The following is a 22,477-nucleotide window of genomic DNA, read 5'->3' as shown; positions in this document are numbered from 1 at the left end:
ATGATTATCGTTATTTTAGTAGGAGCGGGCTCCATGATGCTGGCCAGTCGTCATGCTCGCCTGAACGACTAACCGCAGAGCCCTAAACTCAATTATCTGGCCATGTTAATGCTTTATTCAGCTTCTTTCCAGTCTTTTAACATGAACTTAATTAAGTTTACCGGCAATTGCTTTGACGACAGTAAGCGCTAACTCTGACTTGCTTGCCAGAGGCAGAGATTGTTGCGCATTATCCCAAAACAGGGTCAATGCATTGTCGTTGGCATTAAAGCCGATCCCAGCCTGGCTGACATCGTTGGCGCAGATCATGTCTAGCCCTTTGTTTTTCAGTTTGCCTTGCGCATATTGCGCGACATCCTGGGTTTCAGCCGCAAAGCCCACCGTATAAGGTCTGTGTGCTTTTAGTGCGGCAACATCGGCAATGATGTCGGGGTTTTTCACCAGTGTTAGTGTCATTGCATCGCCCTGTTTTTTAATTTTTTGTTCGGCGATATCTGCGGCGCGGTAATCCGCAACGGCTGCACAGCCAATGAATATATCAGAGTCGGGGGCCAGTTTCATGGCCATCTGATGCATATCCAAAGCACTGCTGACAGCATGCACTTCACAACCTTGTGGTGGTGTGAGCGTAACGGGGCCGGAGATGAGATGCACCTGAGCACCCAGTGCAAGTGCTGCTTCTGCCAATGCGTAGCCCATTTTGCCTGAGCTATGGTTGCTGATATAGCGCACTGGATCGAGTGCTTCGCGGGTTGGGCCGGCAGTGATGGTCACAGTTTTGCCTGCCAGCAGTGGGACTTCGGGCGTAAGCGCATCCAGTGTCAGTGATACCAGCTCATGTGGTTCCAGCATTCTGCCTTTTCCGACATCCCCGCACGCCTGCTCGCCCTGACCGGGTCCCCAGACAGCGACTCCCCGACTTGCCAGCGTGGAGAGGTTGCTCTGGGTCGCCAGGTGTGCATACATTTGCTGATTCATGGCCGGTGCAATGGCCACTGTGGTCGGCGTTGCCAGCAATAAGGTGGTCAGCAGATCATCGGCAATGCCTGCGGCCATTTTTGCGATGATATTACTACTGGCCGGGGCAACTAAAACCAGATCAGCCCATTTGGCCAGTTCGATATGGCCCATGGCGGCTTCGGCAGCCGGGTCGAGCAAAGAGTCAGCAACGGGCTCGCCAGAGACTGCCTGCATGGTCAATGGCGTAATAAATTGCTTAGCCGATTCTGTCATCACCACTTTGACGTCACAGTGATGATCTTTTAACCGTCGTACCAGTTCGGCACATTTATAGGCGGCGATCCCACCGCTGATCCCCAGAAGAATACGCTTGTGTGTTTGGCTCATGCTCGGCCCCTGCAAATAAAAACTAGCGCTAAGATAGCATAGCCTACCCCGGGTTTTGAATTATTCTGCCCGGTGACTACACTCAGAGAATCACAGTGACGTGGTGAATGCCCACAAGGAGGATGCAAACATGCAACTATTAGCCATGCCCAAAGCACAGCGCCCGAGAGAGCGCCTGTTAACCAGTGGCGCCAGTGCGCTCAGTGATGCCGAGCTGCTGGCTATTTTTTTACGTACCGGGGTGGCAGGTATGAATGCGATAGAGCTGGCTCAGTCGCTGATTGAGCAAAGTGGCTCGTTACAGGCTTTGATGAATGTGTCGTGCGGCGAGTTTTGTCAGTTTAAAGGGGTGGGTGAGGCTAAGTACGTGCAGTTGCAGGCAGTGCTGGAGCTGAGCCGACGTTATTTGCTGGAAGACATGGTGCGCGATGCACAGTTTGGCTCACCTCAGGCGGTCAGTGACTATCTGAAAATTCAGCTCAAGGGGTTGCACCACGAGGTTTTTATGGCGCTGTTTTTAGATAACCAGAATCGCCTGATCCGTGATGAGGTGCTGTTTTCGGGTACCATTAACGCCGCCAGTGTGTACCCCAGAGAAGTAGTGAAGGCTGCGCTGAAATACAATGCGGCCGCTTTGATCTTTGCGCACAATCATCCTTCGGGGGTGGCTGAACCCAGTGAAGCAGACAAGCTGATCACCAATAAATTGCAGCGTGCCCTCGCGCTGGTGGATATCCAGGTACTTGATCACTTAATTGTGGCAGGCAGTTGCTGCCTTTCATTTGCACAAAGGGGGCTGTTGTAGCAGGGGATTGGCCCGGATATGACGTGTTTCAGGGCGCTTTCCTAGCATAAATTAAAAATAGTTTAATTTAAATGCAGTTTTTACTTTCCTAAGCGGCCATGGATCATTATAATTGGCCGCTATCAAATTTACCCATGAGCTGATTAGGATATCATCAGATCCTTGAACTCTGCCTGTAAATACTGTATAAAGAGCGCCCTTTGATTTTACCCAGGGCAAGCAGTTTGAAGGCCTAAGGGGAAGTTAAGCTCGAGCGAAGTTATTGGAGATATATAGACATGTCTAAAGTCTGTCAAGTTACAGGTAAGCGCCCGGTTGTTGGTAACAACCGTTCACACGCGCGCAACGCAACTAAGCGTCGTTTCCTACCTAACCTGCAAACACACCGTTTCTGGGTTGAAAGCGAAAAGCGCTTTGTTACTCTACGCACTACTACTAAAGGTATGCGTATCATCGATAAAAAAGGCATCGACGCGGTATTGACTGATATCCGTGCTCGCGGCGAAAAAGTATAAGGAGCTTAAATCATGCGTGATAAGATCCGTCTAGTTTCTACTGCTGGTACTGGTTATTTCTACACTACCGACAAGAACAAGCGTAACATGCCTGAAAAAATGGAGATCAAAAAGTACGATCCTAAAGTACGTAAGCACGTGATCTTCAAAGAAGCGAAAATCAAGTAATTCGCTTTTAGATTCGAAAAACCCGGCTCAGGCCGGGTTTTTTATTGCCTGTGTATTATACTCGCCCTGATCCCCTGCCTTTGACTCGCGGATACTGATAAGCCTGGCCATCATCATGCGGGTGGTTTTTGTCTATCAGTGTCTCGGAAAGTTTATACCAATTTCACTTAATACCTGTTCAATCTGAAGGAGCAAATATGACGCTAACGGCGTTAAAAATTTCTCATTTAGAACAACTGAATAGCAAAATTTTTGCCTGGTTAGCGAGCAAATTTTCTCGCCTCAAAATAGAACACTTAATTAAGCAAATTGGTATTAGCGAGACGAAAGGCCATATATCGCCTGCTGCGTAGAGTAACTAGGCGATAAAAAAGCCCTGACTGGATAAGGGCTTTTTTGGGACTTGTTCAGCCAGGATTATGCGAATGCATCTTGCAGCGGCGGAACAACCTGCTTCTTGCGGCTCAGTACGCCATCCAGCCAGACTCGGCTATTTTCAGGAGTAATCTGATAGGCTTTTGCCACAATACTTTCGTCGTCAGAAGCGATCAGCATTTGTGAGCCTTCCTGCATAATGTCGGTCAACAGCAGTAACACTGAGTGACGACCGCCTTCTTCTTTCAGCTTAGCAATGTCGGCTTCCAAGTCGGCTTTGATGTCGTCGAATACAGACAGGTCGATCACTTCCAGCTGGCCGATACCGACCAGGTTGCCGTTCATGTTGAAGTCTTTAAAGTCACGCATTACCAGGTCGCGTGCAGGTGTGCCTTCAACCGCGGATTTGACTTTGAACATCTCCATGCCCAGTGCTTTAAAGTCTTCGATGCCCGCAATTTCAGCCAGTGCTTCTACACATTTAATGTCTGCTGTGGTGCAGGTTGGTGATTTGAAGATCACCGTATCGCTCAGGATGGCACACATCATCAGGCCTGCAATCCCTTGTGGGATTTCTACGCCGTAAAAGTCGTACATCATTTTAATGATGGTATTACTGCACCCTACCGGGCGGATCCAACACTCAAGCGGCGTTGAGGTTGTCAGGTCGCCCAGTTTGTGGTGGTCAACCACACCGACAACAGTGGCTTCGTCGATGTCGTCTGGCGCTTGTGTTTTCTCTGTATGGTCAACGATATAGACTTCTTCACCGGCATAGCTAAGCTTGAGCTCCGGGGCTTCAAAGCCAAAGCGCTCCAGAATAAACTGGGTCTCGGGAGAAACATCGCCCAAACGTGTTGGGATCGCTGCTTCACCGATCTGGTTCTTCAGGTAAGCCAGTGCAATTGCACCACAAATTGAATCTGAGTCTGGGATCTTGTGTCCCACTACATACATTGCCATTGACGGTTCTCCAAAAAAATTTGTCGCCATTCTAGCAAAAATTAACCACAAGAAAACAGCATAAGCTGGGCTAATCGCAGCTTTTTCATGTGTCCCATGCCATCTGCTTATAGGCTGACTGTCATCGCGCGTGAGGTAACGCGAAACTTGGGCATTTTCTTTGCCCTGTAAATACTGCAAGCGTAGTATGAAGCGGTATTTGATTAACTTAGCCAAGGAGGCATAAAGTGGAAAAAATCTATCTGGTGATGGCCTGGCTGGGGCTGGCCATTTTTTTATATTCCATTGCCATTCGCCAGCTGCAGCGAGCGGAATTTACAGGGCCGATGTGGTTTGTGTTATTTGGCTGTGCCCTGGGCTGGTATTTTCAGGAGTTTCTGGTGTTACGGCTGGAGACGCTGCGCGAGTTTCTGCCGCTGGTAGAACTGATCCTGGCCATTTTTTTGTTTTCTGATGCGGCAAAAACGCGTCTCAGAGTGCTGTTGCACTCTTATCAATTGCCGCTGTTACTGTTACTTGCTCTGCCGTTAACCATGGGGTTTGCGGCGCTTGGGGCGCATACACTGTTGGCCTTGCCCTGGCTGAGCTGTTTTATTCTGGCGGTTATGCTGACACCAACCGATGCGGCCTTATGTCAGAGCTTTATTCAGCAAAAGCAGGTACCGGCTAAGCTTCGCGAGGCCATTAATGTGGAAAGTGGCCTGAATGATGGCTTGTGTGTGCCGGTTTTTCTGTTTTTACTTGGTCGCAGCTTGTATACCCAGCAACCTGCACATCACTCTCTGGGGGTGCTATTTTTGCAGGAGGTTGGCCTCGCACTGGTTGTTGCATTGGTGTTAACTGTTGCCGCCATTTACCTGATAAAGTTGACCTGTCGTCATCACTTTTTTGCCGCCAAGAGCAGTCCATTTTTATTTATCGGGATTGCCATTGCGGTGTTTTCTGTTACGCAATTAGCTGGCGGCAGCGGCTTTATCGCGGTGTTTATCAGTGGTTTGTTGTTTGACTATGGTTTTCGCGATGCCCTGAAGGACAAACTCATTGAAGAAAGTGAACAAATAGCTGAGCTGGCAGCATATATTCTTTGGGTGATCTTCGGGATCAGTACCTGCGTGCTGTTGTTTGCCACATTTGACTGGCTGGTGTGGGCCTATGCCTTGCTGGCAGTGGCCGTGTTTCGATTTTTCCCCGTGGTCTTACTGTTACTGAGCACCCGGCTGACTTGGTCTGAACGAGTGGTACTGGCCTGGTTTGGGCCCAAAGGACTGGCGTCGGTCGTGTTAAGCCTGATGTTGTTGGGTTCTGAGCTGCCACATAGCCTGCTGATCACCAAGATCACGGCAGCCACTGTGTTGCTGAGTATTTTTATTTTTGGGGCGAGTGGTCATCTGGCCGGCACTTTTTTGATTAAAAAACAATAGTGCAATTACACAAAGTGTAATCCGGCTGAAATAAAAGAGTCATCAAGTGTCCCTAAACTGTGCCGCGGCTCAGATGATTACGTTTTAGGAACACTACAATGAAAAAAAAGCTATTAGCAGTGGCGGTATCTGCCGTCTTATTGACCGCATGTAACGATGACGATACCAAAACGGTAGAAGTTATCAAAGAAGTTGAGGTGGTTAAAGAGGTTGAAGTTGCGCCTAAGCCTGTTACTCAGGTGAAGAATGTTATCCTGATGATTGGCGACGGTATGGGTGCACAGCAGGTCGGTTTACTTGAAGAGTATGCTCGTCGTGCACCCAACTCTACGTATAACAATAAAAACAATGAAACCGCGCTGTCTAAACTCGCTGCCGGTGGTCACCTGGGTTTATCACTAAACGCACCGCATGGCGAGAATGGCAAACTAGTGGTGGATTCTGCCTGTTCAGCAACGCAGCTGGCAACGGGTAAAGCCGCTGGTTCAGAAATGATTGGTCTGGATGAAAAAGGGTATATCATTGAAACTATCCTTGAAAAAGCCAAAAAAGCAGGTAAAGCCACGGGCCTGGTATCTGATACGCGCCTGACTCACGCTACTCCGGCGGCCTTTGCGGCACACCAGCCTCACCGCTCTTACGAGCCAGAAATCGCCGTTGAAATGGTTGAAAGTGGCATGGTCGATGTCATGCTGTCTGGCGGTGCGCGCGCCTTTTTACCTGAAGTGCTAAAAGCGGCGAAAGCCGAAGGTGCCTCTGAAGAAATTAAACAAAAAGCGGCTGAAGTTAAGCAGAAAATGGCTGCTCTGGGCATGCCTGAAAAGTCATATTCAGACTCAAAGCGAAAAGATGAACGCAATGTTGTGGTAGAAGCAAAAGAACAGTATGGCTATGAGTTAGCCTTTGACAATGCACAACTGAGTGCACTTGAAGGTGACAAAATCCTTGGTTTGTTTGCGAAGTCAGGCATGGCAGATGGTATTGCTTATAAAGCGTGTAAAGCAGACAACAGCTGTACTCAGCCTTCTTTGAAAGAGATGACAGTGAAAGCGCTGGATATTCTGTCGAAAGATGAAGACGGTTTTTTCCTGATGATCGAAGGCGGTCAGATTGACTGGGCAGGTCACGCGAACGACGCGGGCTGGATGCTCAATGAACTGCTGAAATTTGACGAAGCGGTAGAAGCTGTCCATGAATGGGCAAAAGAGCGTACCGATACTTTGGTTGTTGTAACTGCTGACCACGAAACGGGGAGTTTCGGTTTCAGCTACTCAAGCCACAACAAACCAGACGGAGTTGATTTGCCAGGCGACGGCATGCGCGGCAAACAGTACAAGCCTAAGTTCAATTTTGGCGGACTAGAGTTACTGGATACGCTGTACGCACAAAAAGGCACGTTCTACGATGTGATTGGCCATGTAAATGGTGACTATGATTTCAGCAACTCAACGGATCAGGACTGGCAGGATGCCATCAAAATGTACACCCCGTATGAGGTCAGTATTGATGAAGCCGCTCGCATGAATGAATTTAAAGGCTTCACCAGCGATAACGTCCCGCTGCCTAAGTTTGATGACTTCTCTGACTTCTATGTGTACGGCACTGAAGACTATACAGCTAAAGTCGGCCGCATCGTCGCGAAACAGCAAAATGTAGTCTGGGGCACAGGTACGCACACGGCAGCGCCTGTCCCTGTCTACGCGTTTGGTCCGGCAGGTGTCACTGAGCAGTTCTCAACACTGCAGCACCACGTCGACATCGGCACTAAGATGATCAAAGCACTGGGCCTGGCAGAGGCTGAGTAAGTACTGGTTTTTAAGGATAATCCATAATAACTAACATAAAAGATCTGCCGATCTTATTTGGGCCACAGCCAAGCTGTGGCCTTTTTTGTTTGTCTCAAAACGCAGCCAAAGAAGCGTAAAAGACCGTTTTAACTGTGTAATGAAAGGGAAATCCTCATGCAATTGGAATGCTTACCTACACTGATAATATAGTCAGACTTTCAAGAGCAGAGCGATTAGCTTTGCACTATTAAAACTAATGTTGAATTTTGAATTTGGGGTGAGTGTTTTGTGTGCATAAATTAGTTGGCATGGTATACTCCGCGCCGATTTCCCGTTTGAGAAACATAGGATAACAATGAAATTTAAAGGACTACTTTGCTGTTTAGTGCTCTTTTCACCGCTGTTAAACGCATTTGAGCAGGCTTATGCTCCCATCAAAGCTGGCAAAGCCACAATTTTAATTCCCATTGAATTGATACCAGAGAATATCGTTCGACTATCTACTAAACGAACGGGTGATGTCTCTCAACTGGCATGGACACCTGTTTCGGGAGCGGACTACTATGTCGTTGAGCACTATCAGGGTGGTCAATGGAAAACGGTGAATGACAAGGTCCTGACGTCTTTTACCAGCACAGCTCAAATGGGCCCTTTTCGAGTAAAGTCATGCCATCGCTATGGCTGTTCACCCTGGCAGCAAAATGCCGTTACAGTCGATGCAGACCTTGAAGTTCAGGCATTTTACGCTACCAGTAGTCAGGTTGAAGCCGGTGAGGTGTTTCAGTTGCACTGGTCGCAATCAGGCGCAACTGCGATTTCTGTCACCAAATCAGCTAATCAAAATACAGGACCAGCGCTGACAATGAAGTCACCGTCATTCAGGTCGCTTTCTCAAAGTATTAATTACGTAACTAAATACACATTAACGGCCTACGGCTTTGGTGGGCAAAGAATTCAGCGCGAGGTTGTCGTCTCTCCGCTCGCTGAGGTACGGGCAATAGAACAAGCTTTGCCATCTAATTATCCTCAGCCGTTACGTGAGCTGGGGCTGGATGTGATAGAGCGAACCATTGTCGAACATAATGGTAGCCTGTATTTTGCAACCCATGACGATAAGCTATTCAGATATAAAAGTCAGGTCACCCATAGTGCACAAGGCGAAAAAGACATTACCTGGCAAAAAGAGTGGGCGCTCAGTACTACTGGGGTTGTCGCTAATGCACCGGTGTTTAATGACGGCTTTGCTTACTTCACTGTCAGTATGATGGGAGAGAAAGGCAAGGCCTGCAAGGTTGATGTAAACCAACCCGGTACACTAGATTGTTCCAATCAATTCGATAGTAATGCTATTGCGGCCCCAATGCTGGTTGATAAGGCTCAGCTTAATGCAGCAGCATCATCACAGAGTGAGTCGAGCTTCTTCAATTCCGTATCTGAGGCCAATGAAATACTGGTAAATGGCCTGTATGTCTTTCAGCGTAATGGCACCATCAAAGTGTTAGATACGAACAACCTTAGAACTGAGCTAAAAACCTATATCATGCCGGCACAAGTAAAGAATGTGCTGACAAAGCCCTTACTTATTGGTTCTGTTGAGTTGGTTCGTGCTGCGGAGCAATCTACTCAGCTCGCAAAACACGTCACAAAGGCTGTCAATACTGCGGGCTCAGGGCCTCAGCTTATTTACCGTGAAGGCAATAAATTGCTGGGGATTGCATTTCCAAAAAGCGCGCCACAGAGTGAATCTGTTACACAGCGAATGTCACGTATGTTAGGTCTGGAAGCGGTACCGTCGACATCACAGGATAGTCAGACAATGCAGGTAGTATGGGAGGCGGAGTTATAATTATGAGATATATTGTCCAACTACTCGTTTTGTCTCTAGTCCTATTGGCCTCTACATATTCAGGCCTTGCCTTTGCTCGCTGGGTTACTCCTGGCTGTTTCACAAAAGATGCTTATGTTCTGGAATACAATAGTAATCTTACGCTCAAGTTAACCGGGAACTATGAAAGCCACTATTACCCACCAGATAATGACGATGGTGAATCGACGGAGTTTGATAGGATATCAAAAATTTCCATCGGAAATAATACTCTCGGTAATACGCGTTGGTCTGCGGAGCTGATGTCCGAGCAGGACCTGCCAAATAATTTGCGTCATGATAAAAAGTATTATCACGTGCCCGTGGTTGAGGTGGAAAAACTCCCGGCGGGTAAATATGACTTGAAGGTTCAAATTAAAACCATTGATTATGAAGAGCCTGATGATCCTCAGGCTCCTGGTTCATTTGACAGATATACAACCTGTACTATCTCAATGGATGTTTATCACGTTACTCGTCCTTCTTTCCGTAGCACGAGCCCATCTAGCGATACGTCCATCGTTCAGGATGAAGCGCTTACCGTAAGCTTTACCGCTTATGATGCAGGCACTGACTTTGCTTCATTCAGCTTATATCGCAATGACATACCTATCACGGCTAAAAGCTGTGAAACCTCTCGTGACAAGAAATCAAAAACATGTTCTAGGTCTTATGATAAAAACACGCTTAAAGTGGGTGAACACACCTTCAAAGCGATTGTAAAGGATAGCCGGGGCTATCAAACCAGTAAGACGCGCAAAATTACTGTGCTGGAGAAAAACTCCGCTCCCACTATCAGTAATTTTTCTGTTTCACCTGAGTTTGGTGCGGCCGGGGAAGCGATATCGGTAAGCTTTACCGTAGAAGATAGCGACGAGCAAAATCAAAATAAATTATCACATGTAACGCTGCAACGGGATAACCAAAATCCTGTGACGGTATCGCAACAAGACTGTGCGCTTTCTGAGCTTAGTAGTCAAAGTTGTACGCTGGCTTTTGGTTCTATCAGTGGAGACAATGCACAAACCAGTATTACGCTGACGGTATATGATCTGCAGGAAGCTAATGCCAGCGACAGCGGTACTGTTGAGTTTGTGCCCGCAGATCTGACGGTCTCGTCAGTGACAGTCTCGCCTGGCACCCCGTTTATTGATGATATAGTGACGATTACGGCTAATGTGAACAGCGGCCTGGATTATCTGGACACCCTGCAGTTGTGCGCCATCAGAGGGGGCGGCTTTACACAAGACGCCCCTTGCCCCACTGGCACCATCATCAGCAATGCTTGTGATATGACAAATGGTAGTTGTTCAGCAACGTATAATTTGGGAGGGCGCTCCTCCACTGCTAACTTCAAAGTCTATGCGGCTAACCGGTTCGGTGATACAGACGAATCTTCACTCACAGTGGTGCCCAATAGTTACTTTGGTGCAGCGCTTGGTGTAAACACGAATCCGGGCACGAGCCTTTTCGTCGAGCAACCTGTACCATTCGTTGCGATCATTGGAGCAATTAATAAAAATTCAAAATCTCTAAAGCGGATCGAGCTCAGATCTGGAGGGACTCTGCTGCGTTCCTATTCGGTCAATGTACCACTTTACCGGGATAGAACTACAGAGCAGCGCTTTTCCTGGACGCCGCAAGAGGTCCGTTCAAATATGCCGATATCTGCGGTGTTGTACGATGATAAGAATCAATCGGTCTACACGTCGTCTGTTTATTTGGACATAGTATATCCGGAAACTCCCAAGCCAGGGTTGCCACAACTCACTATCGACCCAGCCGGTGCCGGCACCTTTCGGGTAGTGGCAAGCGAGCTGTCAAATACAGCACAGCTTAACTTTTCAGCACATGTAAATGGCTCATCCAGAGATGTTTTGCCAAATGCAGAGGTTAAGTCGCCAGGTGAAAAAGCAGCCGTTGAAGTCGATGTTAGTTATGCAGACCACAATAAAACACTTAGTGTGTGCGTACTTGCGAGTAATTATCGGGTGTCAGACGGGGAGCCGCTCCCTGATACAATTAAAGAAGCCGATCGACAAGTCTGTGCGACAGAGCGGATCTCGTATCCGAAACCAACACCCGATACACCTAAATTCAGTGCACTTAAGTCACAGGTGGGTGGTCGCTATACAGTACAGTGGCAGCAGCAAAATGACGGGGCAACGAACTTGTTCAGGCTATACCGCTGGAATGGTCTGCCAATTGATCGCAATTTGTCAAATCTGCTCTACGAGGGAACCGCGAACCAGGTAACGATTGAAAAGCCCGAACAGGGCCACGTAACCTATGAAATTCAAGCTTGTTATGATGGCAGTACGTGTACTGCCGGTCAGCAGTTTACTGTAGAGCACCTGCCGCCTTATATTCAGTCTGCGAGTATCGATGAATGTGGTGCGAATCGCTGCTTATATGTGAAAGGGATTGGCTTTTCACAATCACAAACTTCGCTTCAGGTACAACTGCGTCAAACCGCTGAGACCTATAGTTATTCTTCTAACCTGTCTATCCAGCAAGACGGATTTAAAGTGTTGGTATCCGACTATGTTGCCGATAAGCTGATTGACGGCGGTGCCTATTTAAAAGTAAATAATGGTGTCAGTAAAAACGATGCACCTATTTACTCCAGTATTGTCGTTGATGGCTCTGGCTCAGAAAACGGTCCTGATCTGCTTTCAAGAGGGTTCTCATTCAGCGAAAATGGCATTTTGTATGCGGGATCAGAAACAGGCCTGAATGCATACATAGTGACGGATAAGCAAAAGTTTGAGCTGAAATGGAGTCATAAAACCCCAGCCGGTGTTGCTGATGCGTCAAAGTATGATGATGTTGTCGCCATGCCGCTTGTCAAAAGTAATACCTCGATGGCCAATGGTGGCATCTATGATGACATTTACATTGGGGCGCGAAACAATCGCTTTTATAGCATCCGCCACGATATTACGAATACAAATGAGTCGAGTAAACGCGTTAAATGGCTGTTTGATACACGCGGACCCATTATTGCACCTGCTCAGTTGACTAAGGTATACGGCGAAGATAAGCCAGTCGTGTATGTTGGTTCTTTAGACGAGGCTTTATATGCGCTAAACGCAGAGACAGGTGAGGTTTATTGGCATTATGTATTCCCTGGTTCCGGGGGCGTGGTTGCGCAGCCTCAGGTTTCTGCTGATGGACATGTCTATGTCCAAACTGACAAAGATGTATATGTCATTAATCCGGGGTTGATTAAACGCAATGCCATGCACTGGCAGGGCTTGGGGGAGCTAGAAGCGTTACTGAATCAGTATTTTCCACAGTGGCGAGACACCATTGCTAAGGATGCAAAATTGCTGCGCCCGGAACAAAGGGATGAGGCAATCTGGACTATTACAGAGCTTATGTTTGTGCTCAGAGATGAGTCCCCGACAAAAGATCAGCTGAATGTTCTAAGCTACCTGGTGACTAACGATTTATTGTCCATCGAAGAAGTGGCACGCTTGATTTTAGGAAGTGTTACAGAAGATGGCGTTGCTATTTACAGTAACAGCGCTATGTCAAATGAAGCCTTTACGTTGGCCATGATAGCCAGAGCAAAAAATATTTCACTGCAAGTAGCGCAAACCGCATTGGTAGGTGGAAAAAATTATCTTTACTGGCAGGGCTTACTTGAACAGGGCATGTCCAGAGCAAATCTTGTTCTTGAGCTGTTGTTTTACCGCAGTGAACAGTATGACCAGCTGACTCTGAAAACACTCAACTATTTTTATGATTTCTGTACAACTAATGAAGCGTGTAGCTACAGTGCGGATGATGATGGTGACGGACTCAGCTTCGAGGCTGAATTGCTGCTGGGAACGGATCCGTTCGACAAAGAAGACGGTCTCCAAACAGCAGAAATCAATGTGCTTAGTCAGAACTTTGGTAACCTGACTTTAGGGCTTTCAGTGTCAGGTCCGGTTGAATTTTATGACCTTGAAATGAGTGTGAACGGTCAACCTTATGAGTCTGAACCCAAGGTTACTGCAAGTAGTAGCAGTAAAAAAGCCCCTAACTCAGACAGCACGACCTACAATATGGCCTTACATAATGGTAACTATAAGTTCCGGGCTCGTGCGTGCATCTCTGTTGCAGTGAATACGAATACCAAAACGTTCTGTAGCCCACAATATGCTGAGACCAAGCAGGTCTACATTCAGGATAGTGTGGTGCAGTCCGGTATCAATGTTCACCTGTCTGAAGGTGCGGCAAAAGAGCCGACGCATGACCAAGAGGCGCTCTTGCAGCACGCACGCCTTACGCCAACGCAAGGTAACTTTAGGGTAACGGAAAACGGCAGTGCCAGTTATACCGTGCCGATTGAACTGCCATCCGGCATCGCAGGAGTGACACCAGAAGTAACCCTTAACTACGATTCTCAGGCTGGCAGCTCTAATGTGGCGCTGGGTTGGTCCATTGGAGCGGGTGGCGCAATTTCTCGCTGTGCACAAACGTTTGCACAGGATGGTCAGTTTAAACCACTAACCTTTACACAGAGCGACCGCTTCTGTTTGGGTGGACAAAGGCTGATCCCAGCGGATGTGACTGGCGACTTTGATGATTACAGCCCCCTGGAGACCTATGTGCTTGAGCTGGACTCTCAGGTCACGGTTGCAAAAATCAGCACAGCAGACAGCGTAGAGTTTCTGGTTAAAGCGAAAGACGGCACCCTGAAGCGCTACGGTGGAGCGGCTGACAATGAAATTCGGCTGGGTAACAGAAGCGACAGAGTACTAACCTGGTTGCTGCATTCAGTGTACGACAACATGCAACTCGAAGAAACGGCCATCAAATATGAATACAGTGATGCTGTATCTGGCCAGGTGCTTGGCGAAGCAGAAAAAGTCCTGACTAAGATAACTTACAGTGGCAACAGTGTGGTGTTTAATTATCGGGCGGGTGAAATACGCAGAGCTGGCTATGTCTTTAACGGCCTTATGTCATCTGAGCGTGCCGAGTTGCAAAGTATCACAGTTGAAAACCACTTTGACAGAGTGTTATCCCGCTATGTATTAGATACGGAAACCGCGGCAAATGGGCTGCGTTTGCTGATTTCTGTGAAACAGTGTGATACTGGTAGTGTCTGCAAACTGCCGATCCAGTTTAACTATGACGCCTTCTCTGATTCCCTGTCTTACACGTCCAGTGCGAAGGTATATAGTCTGCCCTATCATAGAGAAGGAAAACATGCACTGGCGGCAGTCACAAGTGTCGACAGCGAAGGGGATGGTATACCTGAAATCGCGGTACTGGAGCGTTACGAAGGCAAAGACTACAAGCTATGTTTGCTTAAAGGCGGTGACAGACTTGCTGACGCTTCTCGCTTTGCCTGCGCGGACTTTGTCCGCGGTGATGATGAGGCAAGTGTCTCTGTTGAGTCCATTGATCACAATAACGATGGTAAGCAAGAGCTGTTCGTCAACATGAAAAAAGACTATGACAGCAACTACGGACATGACTACTTTGCTATCTATGAGCTGGTTGGCCAGACCCTGCAACGCGTGGATATCACCGACTTATTTGTGCCCTCTGACAGCGCGTCACTTGAAAGGGAGCGGGCACTGTACTTTAAAGAACCAAAGTTTGCAGATCTGAATGGCGATGGGTACAGCGATATTGTGTATAAGCTGGATAGTTCAGAAGCCGCCTATGTGCGCCACTATGATCCTGTTAAAAAACAGTTTGCTACACCGTTAGGATTAAAGCTCTTCAGCACTGACTATTGGCTTGGCGCAGTGAGTGAGGAAGATGGGGAATGGTTCCTGACGGATATGAATGCCGATGGGTTAGCTGATATCGTGTCGTTGAAATGTACTGGTGGTTCTAAATGTGACGATAAGCAGTCAAACAGTGTCTATGTGTTTTACAACCATGGTGTAGAGAGCACAGGCACTAACCAGGTACAGCGTTTCAGAGCAAAATCAATTGTCTCCTCTAAAAAAGTGCGCTCGCTACAGCTTAACGATGCCAATGCTGATGGCCTCGTCGATCTGCTATTTTTAGATGTTAGCGAGTGGGATGACTACAAAGGCGATCAGGCAGGTAGCTGGCAGTTATGGATCAATCAGTCTCAGTCTGAGCCTATGTTTGAGCGTAACTTTACATACGATGTTGACCTAGATTTGAGTGATCGCAGCGAAATCCACAAAGATATCACTACACCCACAGCCATTGATGTAGACCGAAATGGTAAACCAGACCTATTTTTCCGGGGCAAGCGAGATACCAAATGGACACATTATGAGTGGTCACCACAAAACAATACGCTGGAGCTGGCAGACAAGTTTGTGCTTTCAACCGCGACTTTGCAGTCTAAGGCAGGTGACTATCTGACGACCTTCGACTTCGACTACGACGGTAACAATGATCTGCTATTCAAAAATGGTGGTTCCATTGAAATCCGCTATGATAACAGCATGCTGCCAACCAGTGGCCTACTGAGAACGGTTACACAAGGGTACGATAGCGTAACCGCAATTGACTACGCCTCCATGACTGAACCAAGCGTATATGAGGGCAACGTAATTTTGTTTACGCAAGATGAAGACGTAAAGCGTGCTGATCTTAAGGTGAGCAAGTATATTGCGCCGATGCAGCTGGTCAGCCAGGTCACAACGGACAGCCCGAACAGTAATAATGTCGGTACGGTCTCTGTCGACTACTTCTATGAAGGGGCGCGAGTGCAATTTGGCGGGCGCGGTATGCTGGGCTTTCAGTCTCTGACAACGACGACCTATAAACAAGAACAGGAAAGTGATGAGCGCTATGCCATTGTAACCAAAACGCATTATCTGCAGCACTTCCCGTTCACTGGCATGCCACTATCGACCGACAAATACTTCAAAAAAGCGGATGAGGCGGACACGGTTATCTCAACAACTCAGTACCTGAGCCGGGCTTACAATACATACAAGAAAGTTGAAATCGAACATCGTGGTGGTAAGGCATATCAGGCCCTGCTGCAAAATGCCCGTGAATGTGATGCCAGATTAAATAGCAATTATACAATCAGTGGATATGGATGTAGTGAAACGGCCATGACCTATGATGAGGGTAACAATGCGAACTTGACCGAATCTGTCGTCACTAAATTCAATGTAAGTACTTCAGGTAGTGGTACTTTTGTACGCTCAGGTAGTGGTGGAACCGCATTGTCTCGAGTGACCACCAGCAACGAGTATGCAGGCTCGGCGCAAGCTAAGCGCTTTGGTCGGATCACCAAGGCAACAGCAACACATGCGGACGGTAGCGGTGAGAACGGCATAAGCAAGACATCAGCGTTTGTGTATTACGGTGCAAGTGACACGCATCCGTACATGCTTAAGCAGGAAATCATTGCCCCGGGTGGGCGCTGTGATGCGCAGCTCACCAAAACATACATCTATGATGACGTCGGGAACATCAAACGTACTGAGACAAGTAATGATAGTGACCAGTGTGCGCGTGGCGAAAAGCAAACGCGTGTGACTGAGCATGTGTATGATGCTGATGGCCGCTACCTGCGTTATAGCTTGCAAAATGTGGAGGCCGCTCCCGCCGACTTGAGCGAGGGGCTGGAGAACACGGGCGTTCTGGTAGCAAAAAGTGCAGAAGTTCTGGTCCGCAATGCGCATGGTGCACCGACTAAAATCCTTTCTCCGGGCGGGGTATTCACTCACAAGCTGTATGATACTTTCGGCAGCGCCATTGGCCAGTATCAGACTACGGGTGCCCATAGCTATACCTATCTGAGTGAATGTACTGAGCTAAAGTGCGCCGTGAAATCTGAGCGCTATGTTAACGGTGAGCTGCTCGAGACACAGTATCTGGATAGAGCGGGCAGACCTTATAAATCGATCGCGCTCAGTGTAAAAGGTAGTGCACTGGAAACGAAGAATTTCTATGATGAATACGGCCGATTGCTGCAAACCCAGGCGCATGGGGCTAAACCAGTAAAAACCTATCACGACATTTTTGACCGGGTTAAGAAAGTGGTAGATGAAAACTCCGGTATGACGACGGAAACGACGTTCAGTGGGTTGGCATCAACAACCACGATCAGTGGTCGTATTGGCGATGAATCTAATGCCTCACAATCCACGACGACGACCAAGAATACACTGGGTCAGGTTGTTCGGGTCACCGATGAAATGGGTAACACGCTAACCTATACGTATGATGTCATGGGCAATCAGGATACCGTTTCCTCGTCAGCGGATAATGGTCATGTCCTGGTAGACAATGAGTACGATGCGCTTGGTCGCAGAATTGAGTTAAAAGATGCTGACAGAGGCACCTGGACATACACGTATAATGCATTTGGTGAGCTTACAAGCCAGACTGATGCGCGTAAGGTAACTCAGTACTTTACCTATGATTTACTGGGTCGTAAAACACATCAGAGCCAGGAGCTGGGGGCTGAGTCCGACGGCAAGGACAGTGCGGCTTATCTGCAAACGGAGCGAGTCTCTGAAGGTGACAGTACCTGGAAGTATGGGACAGAGGCCAGTAATGTTCATCAGTTAATCTCGGCTACCCAGGGCCAGGACTGGCGCCAGTTTTATTTCTACGATAAGTTCGGTCGTGCGGTTGCGACGTTGACATCGCTTGAGCACGCAAGCGCGTGTGACAAAGACGATGTTGAGCTAGATACAACGTATTATGATTTGCGTATTAAGGTATCAGATCCGAACAACCTACCTGCAATAGCAGACCCTTTGAGCTCTTTGTGTGTCATTCAACAGCAAGCTTATGATGCTCATGGCAGGCTTGCCTTCCAGTTTGATGACTACCGCCGTATGAATAGTGGCGGGGAGAACGAGTATATTGAAGCCCAAGGTGTGAAAAACACCTATCAATATGGCCAATTGTTTGAGCGAAGGGAAGCCCGTGAAGGAAGCAGAGGGCGTATCTACTACCAGGTTATATCACTAAATGAGCGCGGACAGGTGAGCCAGTACATCAAAGGTGGTAAGACGATGGCAATCACCTATGATCCTGATACCGGAAATCTGACGAAGATTGCTGGTGAAGGAGAGCTTGAGGCAGTCCAGTCAGACAGTTATGCCTTTGATGGTCTGGGTAACCTGATCAATCGCACTCTGACCGGTTTTCAGCTGGAAAGGTTTGGCTATGATGATCTTAATCGGGTGACGCATATCAATGGTACGCAACAGTTTGAATACGACAGCAATGGTAACCTCACAAAAATAGGAAAATGGCATCAGCAATACGGGCAACATGGTGCAGCCCCCCATGCGCTAACTTCCAGAAGTAACTTTGTGAGTGATGATGGTAATGGCGTGCCTGTCATTCTTCCGCCACCACCACCAACGTTTGATACCTGGGGTAGTGAGGAGGCAAAGAGTCCATTGATGCAGAATCGTTTTTCTGCCTCGCTTAGTCGTGCCAGTGTGAGTGATGATGTACATGTAACTGAGTCTTATTTCTACGATGCTAACGGTAACCAGACGCGCATGGAGCGTGGTTCAACTACCATAAGGACCCTGAAATACAGCACGCGCAATAAAGTGAAGGAAATAGCGGGTCGTAGTGAAACCGTGACCTTCGACTACGACATTAACAACCGTCGCTACAAGCGGGTGGATGGCAATCAGACAGTCTACTATGTGGGTGCGCTGGAGTTAACGACCAAATCGGGCAATGACAAGCAGGCTTACATTAAACGTTATGTGGGTAATGACGCGACGATAAAGTACACCTCGGGCGATGAACAGGCTCAGGGAAGCACGATACAGTGGCTGTTTACAGACCATCAGGGATCGATTGTGGCCATTACTGATCAGTATTTTAATGTTGTAAAGCGAATGAGCTACGACGTGTTTGGCCAGTTGCGTACATCAGAATCAGAAATGGAAAAAGCAGCCAAGGCGGTTGGGTTACACCCTGATCTGGCATTCCTGTTTGATATTTCTGACAACACCCGTAGTTATACGGGACATGAGCCCGTAATGCTTGATGGCGAAAGCCGCATCATACATATGAATGGCCGTATTTATGACGCACTTACCGGGCGCTTTATGCAGCCGGATCCAATTACTCAGGCACCGGGTAACTTGCAAAACTACAATACCTTTAGTTATGTGTATAACAACCCGCTGTCTTACACCGATCCGAGTGGCTATATTATTAAGCCACTGAAAAAGCTAAACCGGAATATTATTCGCGCGACGGCTAAGGTGTTTGGTAAAGATTTAACGCATATCGCGGGAACGGTTGCATCGGCATTCTGTGGGCCAGGTGCACCAGCTTGTGCAGCAGCCTGGAATTATGAATATAACCGGGCAATGGGCGTCCCATCGGAATATGCCAGAGAGTCTGCTTATATTGCCTATATGAGCGCGACTGTATTGAATGCGATTGGCTCTAACTTTTCTAAGATGGGAGCACAAAACGTAGATGACGTCGTCTTCAATGGTGCTCAATATTCTAATTATATCGACTTTGGTGGAAATTTACTGACATCCGGTCAGGTTGCAGGTCAAATCACGGCACATGCTATGATTGGAGGGATATCTTCCGTCATGGCGGGCGGTAAATTTGGCCATGGTTTCTTTAGTGCTGGCGTAACGAAAGGAGCTGGTGGCGCTTACTTGCCAGGGGGCAGTGATCTGACAGTTGGTCAGGTTGCACAGGGCACCGTTATTTCAGCTGTTATTGGTGGCACTGCATCCGTTGTGTCAGGTGGCAAGTTCTCTAATGGTGCACGTTTTGCTGCTATGCAGTATTTGTATAATCAGGCTAGCAAAGTAGATTACGGAAAAATCTGGGATGATGCGACTCGTACTTTAGGAGAGTACGTTGGCGGGGTGAAAGATGAACAAGTCCGAGCGCTGTCAAATCCAAATTCAGTTAAAATAATCGTTGGAGCAGCCGGGGTAATAACCTGCCCTATCAATGGATGCACTTTAGCAGCATATATTATACCAACGTTGACCCTCTCAGATGGGCTTATACAGGGCTCGACAATAGAAGAATTATCAAGGCATGTAATTGAAGACGATAGTGCCAAAATGCTTGGGGCAGGCGCTGGCTTGTTGATTGGAGCATATGGTATGCAGGGAGCAATTAAAGGAATTGGAACGCAAATGGTAAAAGGCGGTGGGCTGTCAAACGCGGTACAAATTCCACTCGTGATCGCCGATAGTGCTGTCTATCATTTAGAAGTGCAAGATAATCTAGATAAACTTTCTGGAAATAAGTAATGAAACATACAATGGTTCTGAAAGATAAATTAACGCTGATAGGCCTGGCTGTCGGGGCAATTGCTATGGTTGTATATCTGATTTTTGTAGAAAGTAGGGAGCCTGTTTCTGCCACTGGTACATTACAGCAATATGAATGCAGGTATTTTGGAGGTAAGGGTAAAAAGTTTATACATGAGTTTCATATAGAAGGGGATGAGTATACCTTTACTTCCAAAGCAGCTTGTGAAAACTTTTCTAGGCCGATAGTTGGAAATCAATATAGCTTTTATTACTTTGAGAGATTGCAGGGAGCATCGAACATTGTTTTCTTTGAGGGTGTGATATCTCAAGCGCAGGGGGAAAAGGAAATTGGACGGTCCAAACTAGCAATCGTGCTTATGGCGCTGATGTTTACTTTATTATTTTGTGTAAAGCTCTGTAAAGTGAAAGCGGGAGGCGGGTAGCTAAAGGCGGTGAAATGATGTTAGACGTTTTTATCTTTCTGTACTTAGTCTCTTGTACAACACTCTGGTTTGTGTATGTCACACGCTTTTACTTAATTCAGCGCAGCTTTGAAGGCATCCAAATTGCCTGCATATTGATTTCGGTGAGTTTTTCCGGGGTATACTTTTTCTCAGGTCAGTTTGTTAAGTTGATACTTATCTTACCTTTTTTCATCTATTTGCAATCAAAATTTAAGAAGTTCAAGCAGAACAGCTAACAGTCAGTATCTGAATGGAGCACCTTGATGCCCTTGGCGAAGTCTGTGTTAGATATATTACGACTGTGCCTGAAGAACTGATATGCTTCGGGACCCTGAAGGAGCTTACTGGATAAGTTATTAGGAGTTGAGATATGAAGCTTATTTATGCTGTTTTGCTTTTATTCGTTGCCCTTGCCCCGAAATTAGTAAATGCAACCAGTTTCGAGGGTGATATTTTGACACCTACAAAAGAGGTGTGTGATAAGTTCATTGAAGAGGGAGTTAAGCAAAGAGAACCAGATTTATCCAGGCCCTATGCCGATTCGCTTTTTGTAAGCCAGCTAGATACTGTTGCACGCTGTTTGTATAAAAGGGGTCGTTCTAAACTTGCGATAGAGTTTTGGCTGCTGGCGTCTTCTTATGGCTCGACTTCGGGTGGAGAGCTTGGTGGCGTATTTTTAATTGTACATGCGGAAAATGCGCTTCAGATGCATTCAGGTGTGGCCTTGTTACGCCAAACAGCTGAGCGTAGTGCTCAGGTGATGAATCGATACCATGTTCTTCGAGCGCTGGCATTATTACAGGGAAAATTTGAAAAGAGGAACAGGAAGCTGGCGCTTAAAAATCTAGTGGATGCCTGGAAAGCGGGCTCCGCTCAGGCCACGTATTTGCTTGCCTACTTCATTGAAAAAGGGATTTATAAAAAGAGTGAAAAACTGTCGAGTGCGTACTGGAAGAAAGAGGGGGATAAACTGAGTGGAAATATTGGTTATGACCACTTTATTGATAATGCGCTTTTGAGTGATGTATATGGGCCCCTTCTTAAGGGAATTAGAAACGGACAAGATGACTAAAAGATAAGTCAGTCACTGACTACTGTGAATTAGTTCCGACCAGACCTGACAATTCGATTTGAAAAATTGAGAGTTACCCGTTTTGATAAAGGTGTCGAATCTTTGTTCAAAACAACTAAGGAGTAACTCTCATGTTACATATTAACAATCCAATCATTAAACACAAAGCTGGTTTGCTCAATCTGGCTGAAGAGCTTGGAAACGTATCTAAAGCCTGCAAAATGATGGGGGTTTCGCGAGATACGTTTTATCGTTATCAAGAGCTCGTTGATGAAGGCGGTATTGATGCACTCATCGATAAATCGCGTAGAACACCAAACCTGAAGAACCGTGTAAATGAAGAGACTGAAAAAGCAGTTTGCACCTACGCGCTTGAATTTCCGGCTCACGGGCAAGTCAGAGCCAGCAATGAGTTGAGAAAACAAGGCGTGTTTGTTTCTGCCAGTGGTGTGCGGTCAATTTGGTTGCGCC

Annotated in this window: 12 protein-coding genes; 10 read left to right on the top strand and 2 right to left on the bottom strand. The window is 47.2% G+C overall.

The features are described from left to right. Window positions 1–147: 147 nt before the first annotated feature. Window positions 148–1,347: a bifunctional phosphopantothenoylcysteine decarboxylase/phosphopantothenate--cysteine ligase CoaBC gene (gene coaBC / locus MHN33_RS22090; RefSeq protein ID WP_239401423.1), complete on the bottom strand. Its 1,200-nt coding sequence runs from the start codon at window positions 1,345–1,347 to the stop codon at window positions 148–150. 130 nt (window positions 1,348–1,477) lie between these two features. On the opposite strand from coaBC, the gene radC reads away from it, so the two are divergent. The 3 genes from radC (at window position 1,478) to rpmG (ending at window position 2,835) form a co-directional block, all read left to right on the top strand. Beyond that, window positions 1,478–2,152 (top strand): DNA repair protein RadC, encoded by a 675-nt coding sequence (radC, locus tag MHN33_RS22085; RefSeq protein ID WP_046004819.1) that lies wholly within the window; start codon window positions 1,478–1,480, stop codon window positions 2,150–2,152. Between the two features lie 278 nt (window positions 2,153–2,430). After that, on the top strand, window positions 2,431–2,667 hold the full coding sequence (gene rpmB, locus MHN33_RS22080; protein WP_010383680.1) for a 50S ribosomal protein L28: 237 nt from the start codon (window positions 2,431–2,433) through the stop codon (window positions 2,665–2,667). Between the two features lie 12 nt (window positions 2,668–2,679). Beyond that, a complete protein-coding gene (gene rpmG, locus MHN33_RS22075; RefSeq protein ID WP_005493124.1) occupies window positions 2,680–2,835 on the top strand; it encodes a 50S ribosomal protein L33 in 156 nt (51 codons plus the stop codon). Between the two features lie 417 nt (window positions 2,836–3,252). Here rpmG and MHN33_RS22070 read toward each other — a convergent pair whose 3' ends face one another. Then, window positions 3,253–4,173 carry a manganese-dependent inorganic pyrophosphatase gene (locus MHN33_RS22070; RefSeq protein ID WP_239401421.1) on the bottom strand — a complete coding sequence of 307 codons (921 nt, stop codon included), beginning with the start codon at window positions 4,171–4,173 and terminating at the stop codon, window positions 3,253–3,255. A 227-nt stretch (window positions 4,174–4,400) separates the two neighbouring features. Here MHN33_RS22070 and MHN33_RS22065 point away from each other — a divergent pair, with 227 nt between their 5' ends. From MHN33_RS22065 to MHN33_RS22035, 7 genes are all read left to right on the top strand, one after another. Then, a complete protein-coding gene (locus tag MHN33_RS22065) occupies window positions 4,401–5,594 on the top strand; it encodes a cation:proton antiporter (RefSeq protein WP_239401419.1) in 1,194 nt (397 codons plus the stop codon). A gap of 98 nt (window positions 5,595–5,692) precedes the next feature. Next, on the top strand, window positions 5,693–7,399 hold the full coding sequence (locus MHN33_RS22060) for an alkaline phosphatase (RefSeq protein ID WP_239401417.1): 1,707 nt from the start codon (window positions 5,693–5,695) through the stop codon (window positions 7,397–7,399). Window positions 7,400–7,736: 337 nt separating this feature from the next. Then, window positions 7,737–9,227 carry a hypothetical protein gene (locus tag MHN33_RS22055; protein WP_239401415.1) on the top strand — a complete coding sequence of 497 codons (1,491 nt, stop codon included), beginning with the start codon at window positions 7,737–7,739 and terminating at the stop codon, window positions 9,225–9,227. Window positions 9,228–9,229: 2 nt separating this feature from the next. Further along, window positions 9,230–20,467, top strand: coding sequence for an RHS repeat-associated core domain-containing protein (locus MHN33_RS22050; protein WP_239401413.1), 11,238 nt, complete (start codon window positions 9,230–9,232; stop codon window positions 20,465–20,467). Continuing rightward, window positions 20,467–20,913: a hypothetical protein gene (locus MHN33_RS22045; RefSeq protein WP_239401411.1), complete on the top strand. Its 447-nt coding sequence runs from the start codon at window positions 20,467–20,469 to the stop codon at window positions 20,911–20,913. Before MHN33_RS22050 ends, MHN33_RS22045 begins: the two co-directional genes overlap by 1 nt. 391 nt (window positions 20,914–21,304) lie before the next feature. Further along, window positions 21,305–22,006 carry a hypothetical protein gene (locus tag MHN33_RS22040; protein ID WP_239401409.1) on the top strand — a complete coding sequence of 234 codons (702 nt, stop codon included), beginning with the start codon at window positions 21,305–21,307 and terminating at the stop codon, window positions 22,004–22,006. 131 nt (window positions 22,007–22,137) lie between these two features. Continuing rightward, the coding region (locus MHN33_RS22035) for a helix-turn-helix domain-containing protein (RefSeq protein ID WP_239401407.1) at window positions 22,138–22,477 on the top strand (340 nt) is incomplete at its 3' end.

The sequence above is a fragment of the Pseudoalteromonas sp. OOF1S-7 genome (genome assembly GCF_022347765.1).
Classification (GTDB): Bacteria; Pseudomonadota; Gammaproteobacteria; order Enterobacterales; family Alteromonadaceae; genus Pseudoalteromonas.
Note: the sequence above shows the minus strand (reverse complement) of the source record. Positions and strands in the feature narration are given on the sequence as shown.

What these genes read in the sequence shown, in the direction of transcription:
- MHN33_RS22070 (WP_239401421.1), bottom strand. Translation starts at nt 4,173, where the DNA reads ATGGCAATGTATGTAGTGGGACACAAGATCCCAGACTCAGATTCAATT.
- rpmB (WP_010383680.1), top strand. Translation starts at nt 2,431, where the DNA reads ATGTCTAAAGTCTGTCAAGTTACAGGTAAGCGCCCGGTTGTTGGTAAC.
- radC (WP_046004819.1), top strand. Translation starts at nt 1,478, where the DNA reads ATGCAACTATTAGCCATGCCCAAAGCACAGCGCCCGAGAGAGCGCCTG.
- MHN33_RS22045 (WP_239401411.1), top strand. Translation starts at nt 20,467, where the DNA reads ATGAAACATACAATGGTTCTGAAAGATAAATTAACGCTGATAGGCCTG.
- MHN33_RS22050 (WP_239401413.1), top strand. Translation starts at nt 9,230, where the DNA reads ATGAGATATATTGTCCAACTACTCGTTTTGTCTCTAGTCCTATTGGCC.
- MHN33_RS22055 (WP_239401415.1), top strand. Translation starts at nt 7,737, where the DNA reads ATGAAATTTAAAGGACTACTTTGCTGTTTAGTGCTCTTTTCACCGCTG.
- MHN33_RS22040 (WP_239401409.1), top strand. Translation starts at nt 21,305, where the DNA reads ATGAAGCTTATTTATGCTGTTTTGCTTTTATTCGTTGCCCTTGCCCCG.
- coaBC (WP_239401423.1), bottom strand. Translation starts at nt 1,347, where the DNA reads ATGAGCCAAACACACAAGCGTATTCTTCTGGGGATCAGCGGTGGGATC.
- rpmG (WP_005493124.1), top strand. Translation starts at nt 2,680, where the DNA reads ATGCGTGATAAGATCCGTCTAGTTTCTACTGCTGGTACTGGTTATTTC.
- MHN33_RS22060 (WP_239401417.1), top strand. Translation starts at nt 5,693, where the DNA reads ATGAAAAAAAAGCTATTAGCAGTGGCGGTATCTGCCGTCTTATTGACC.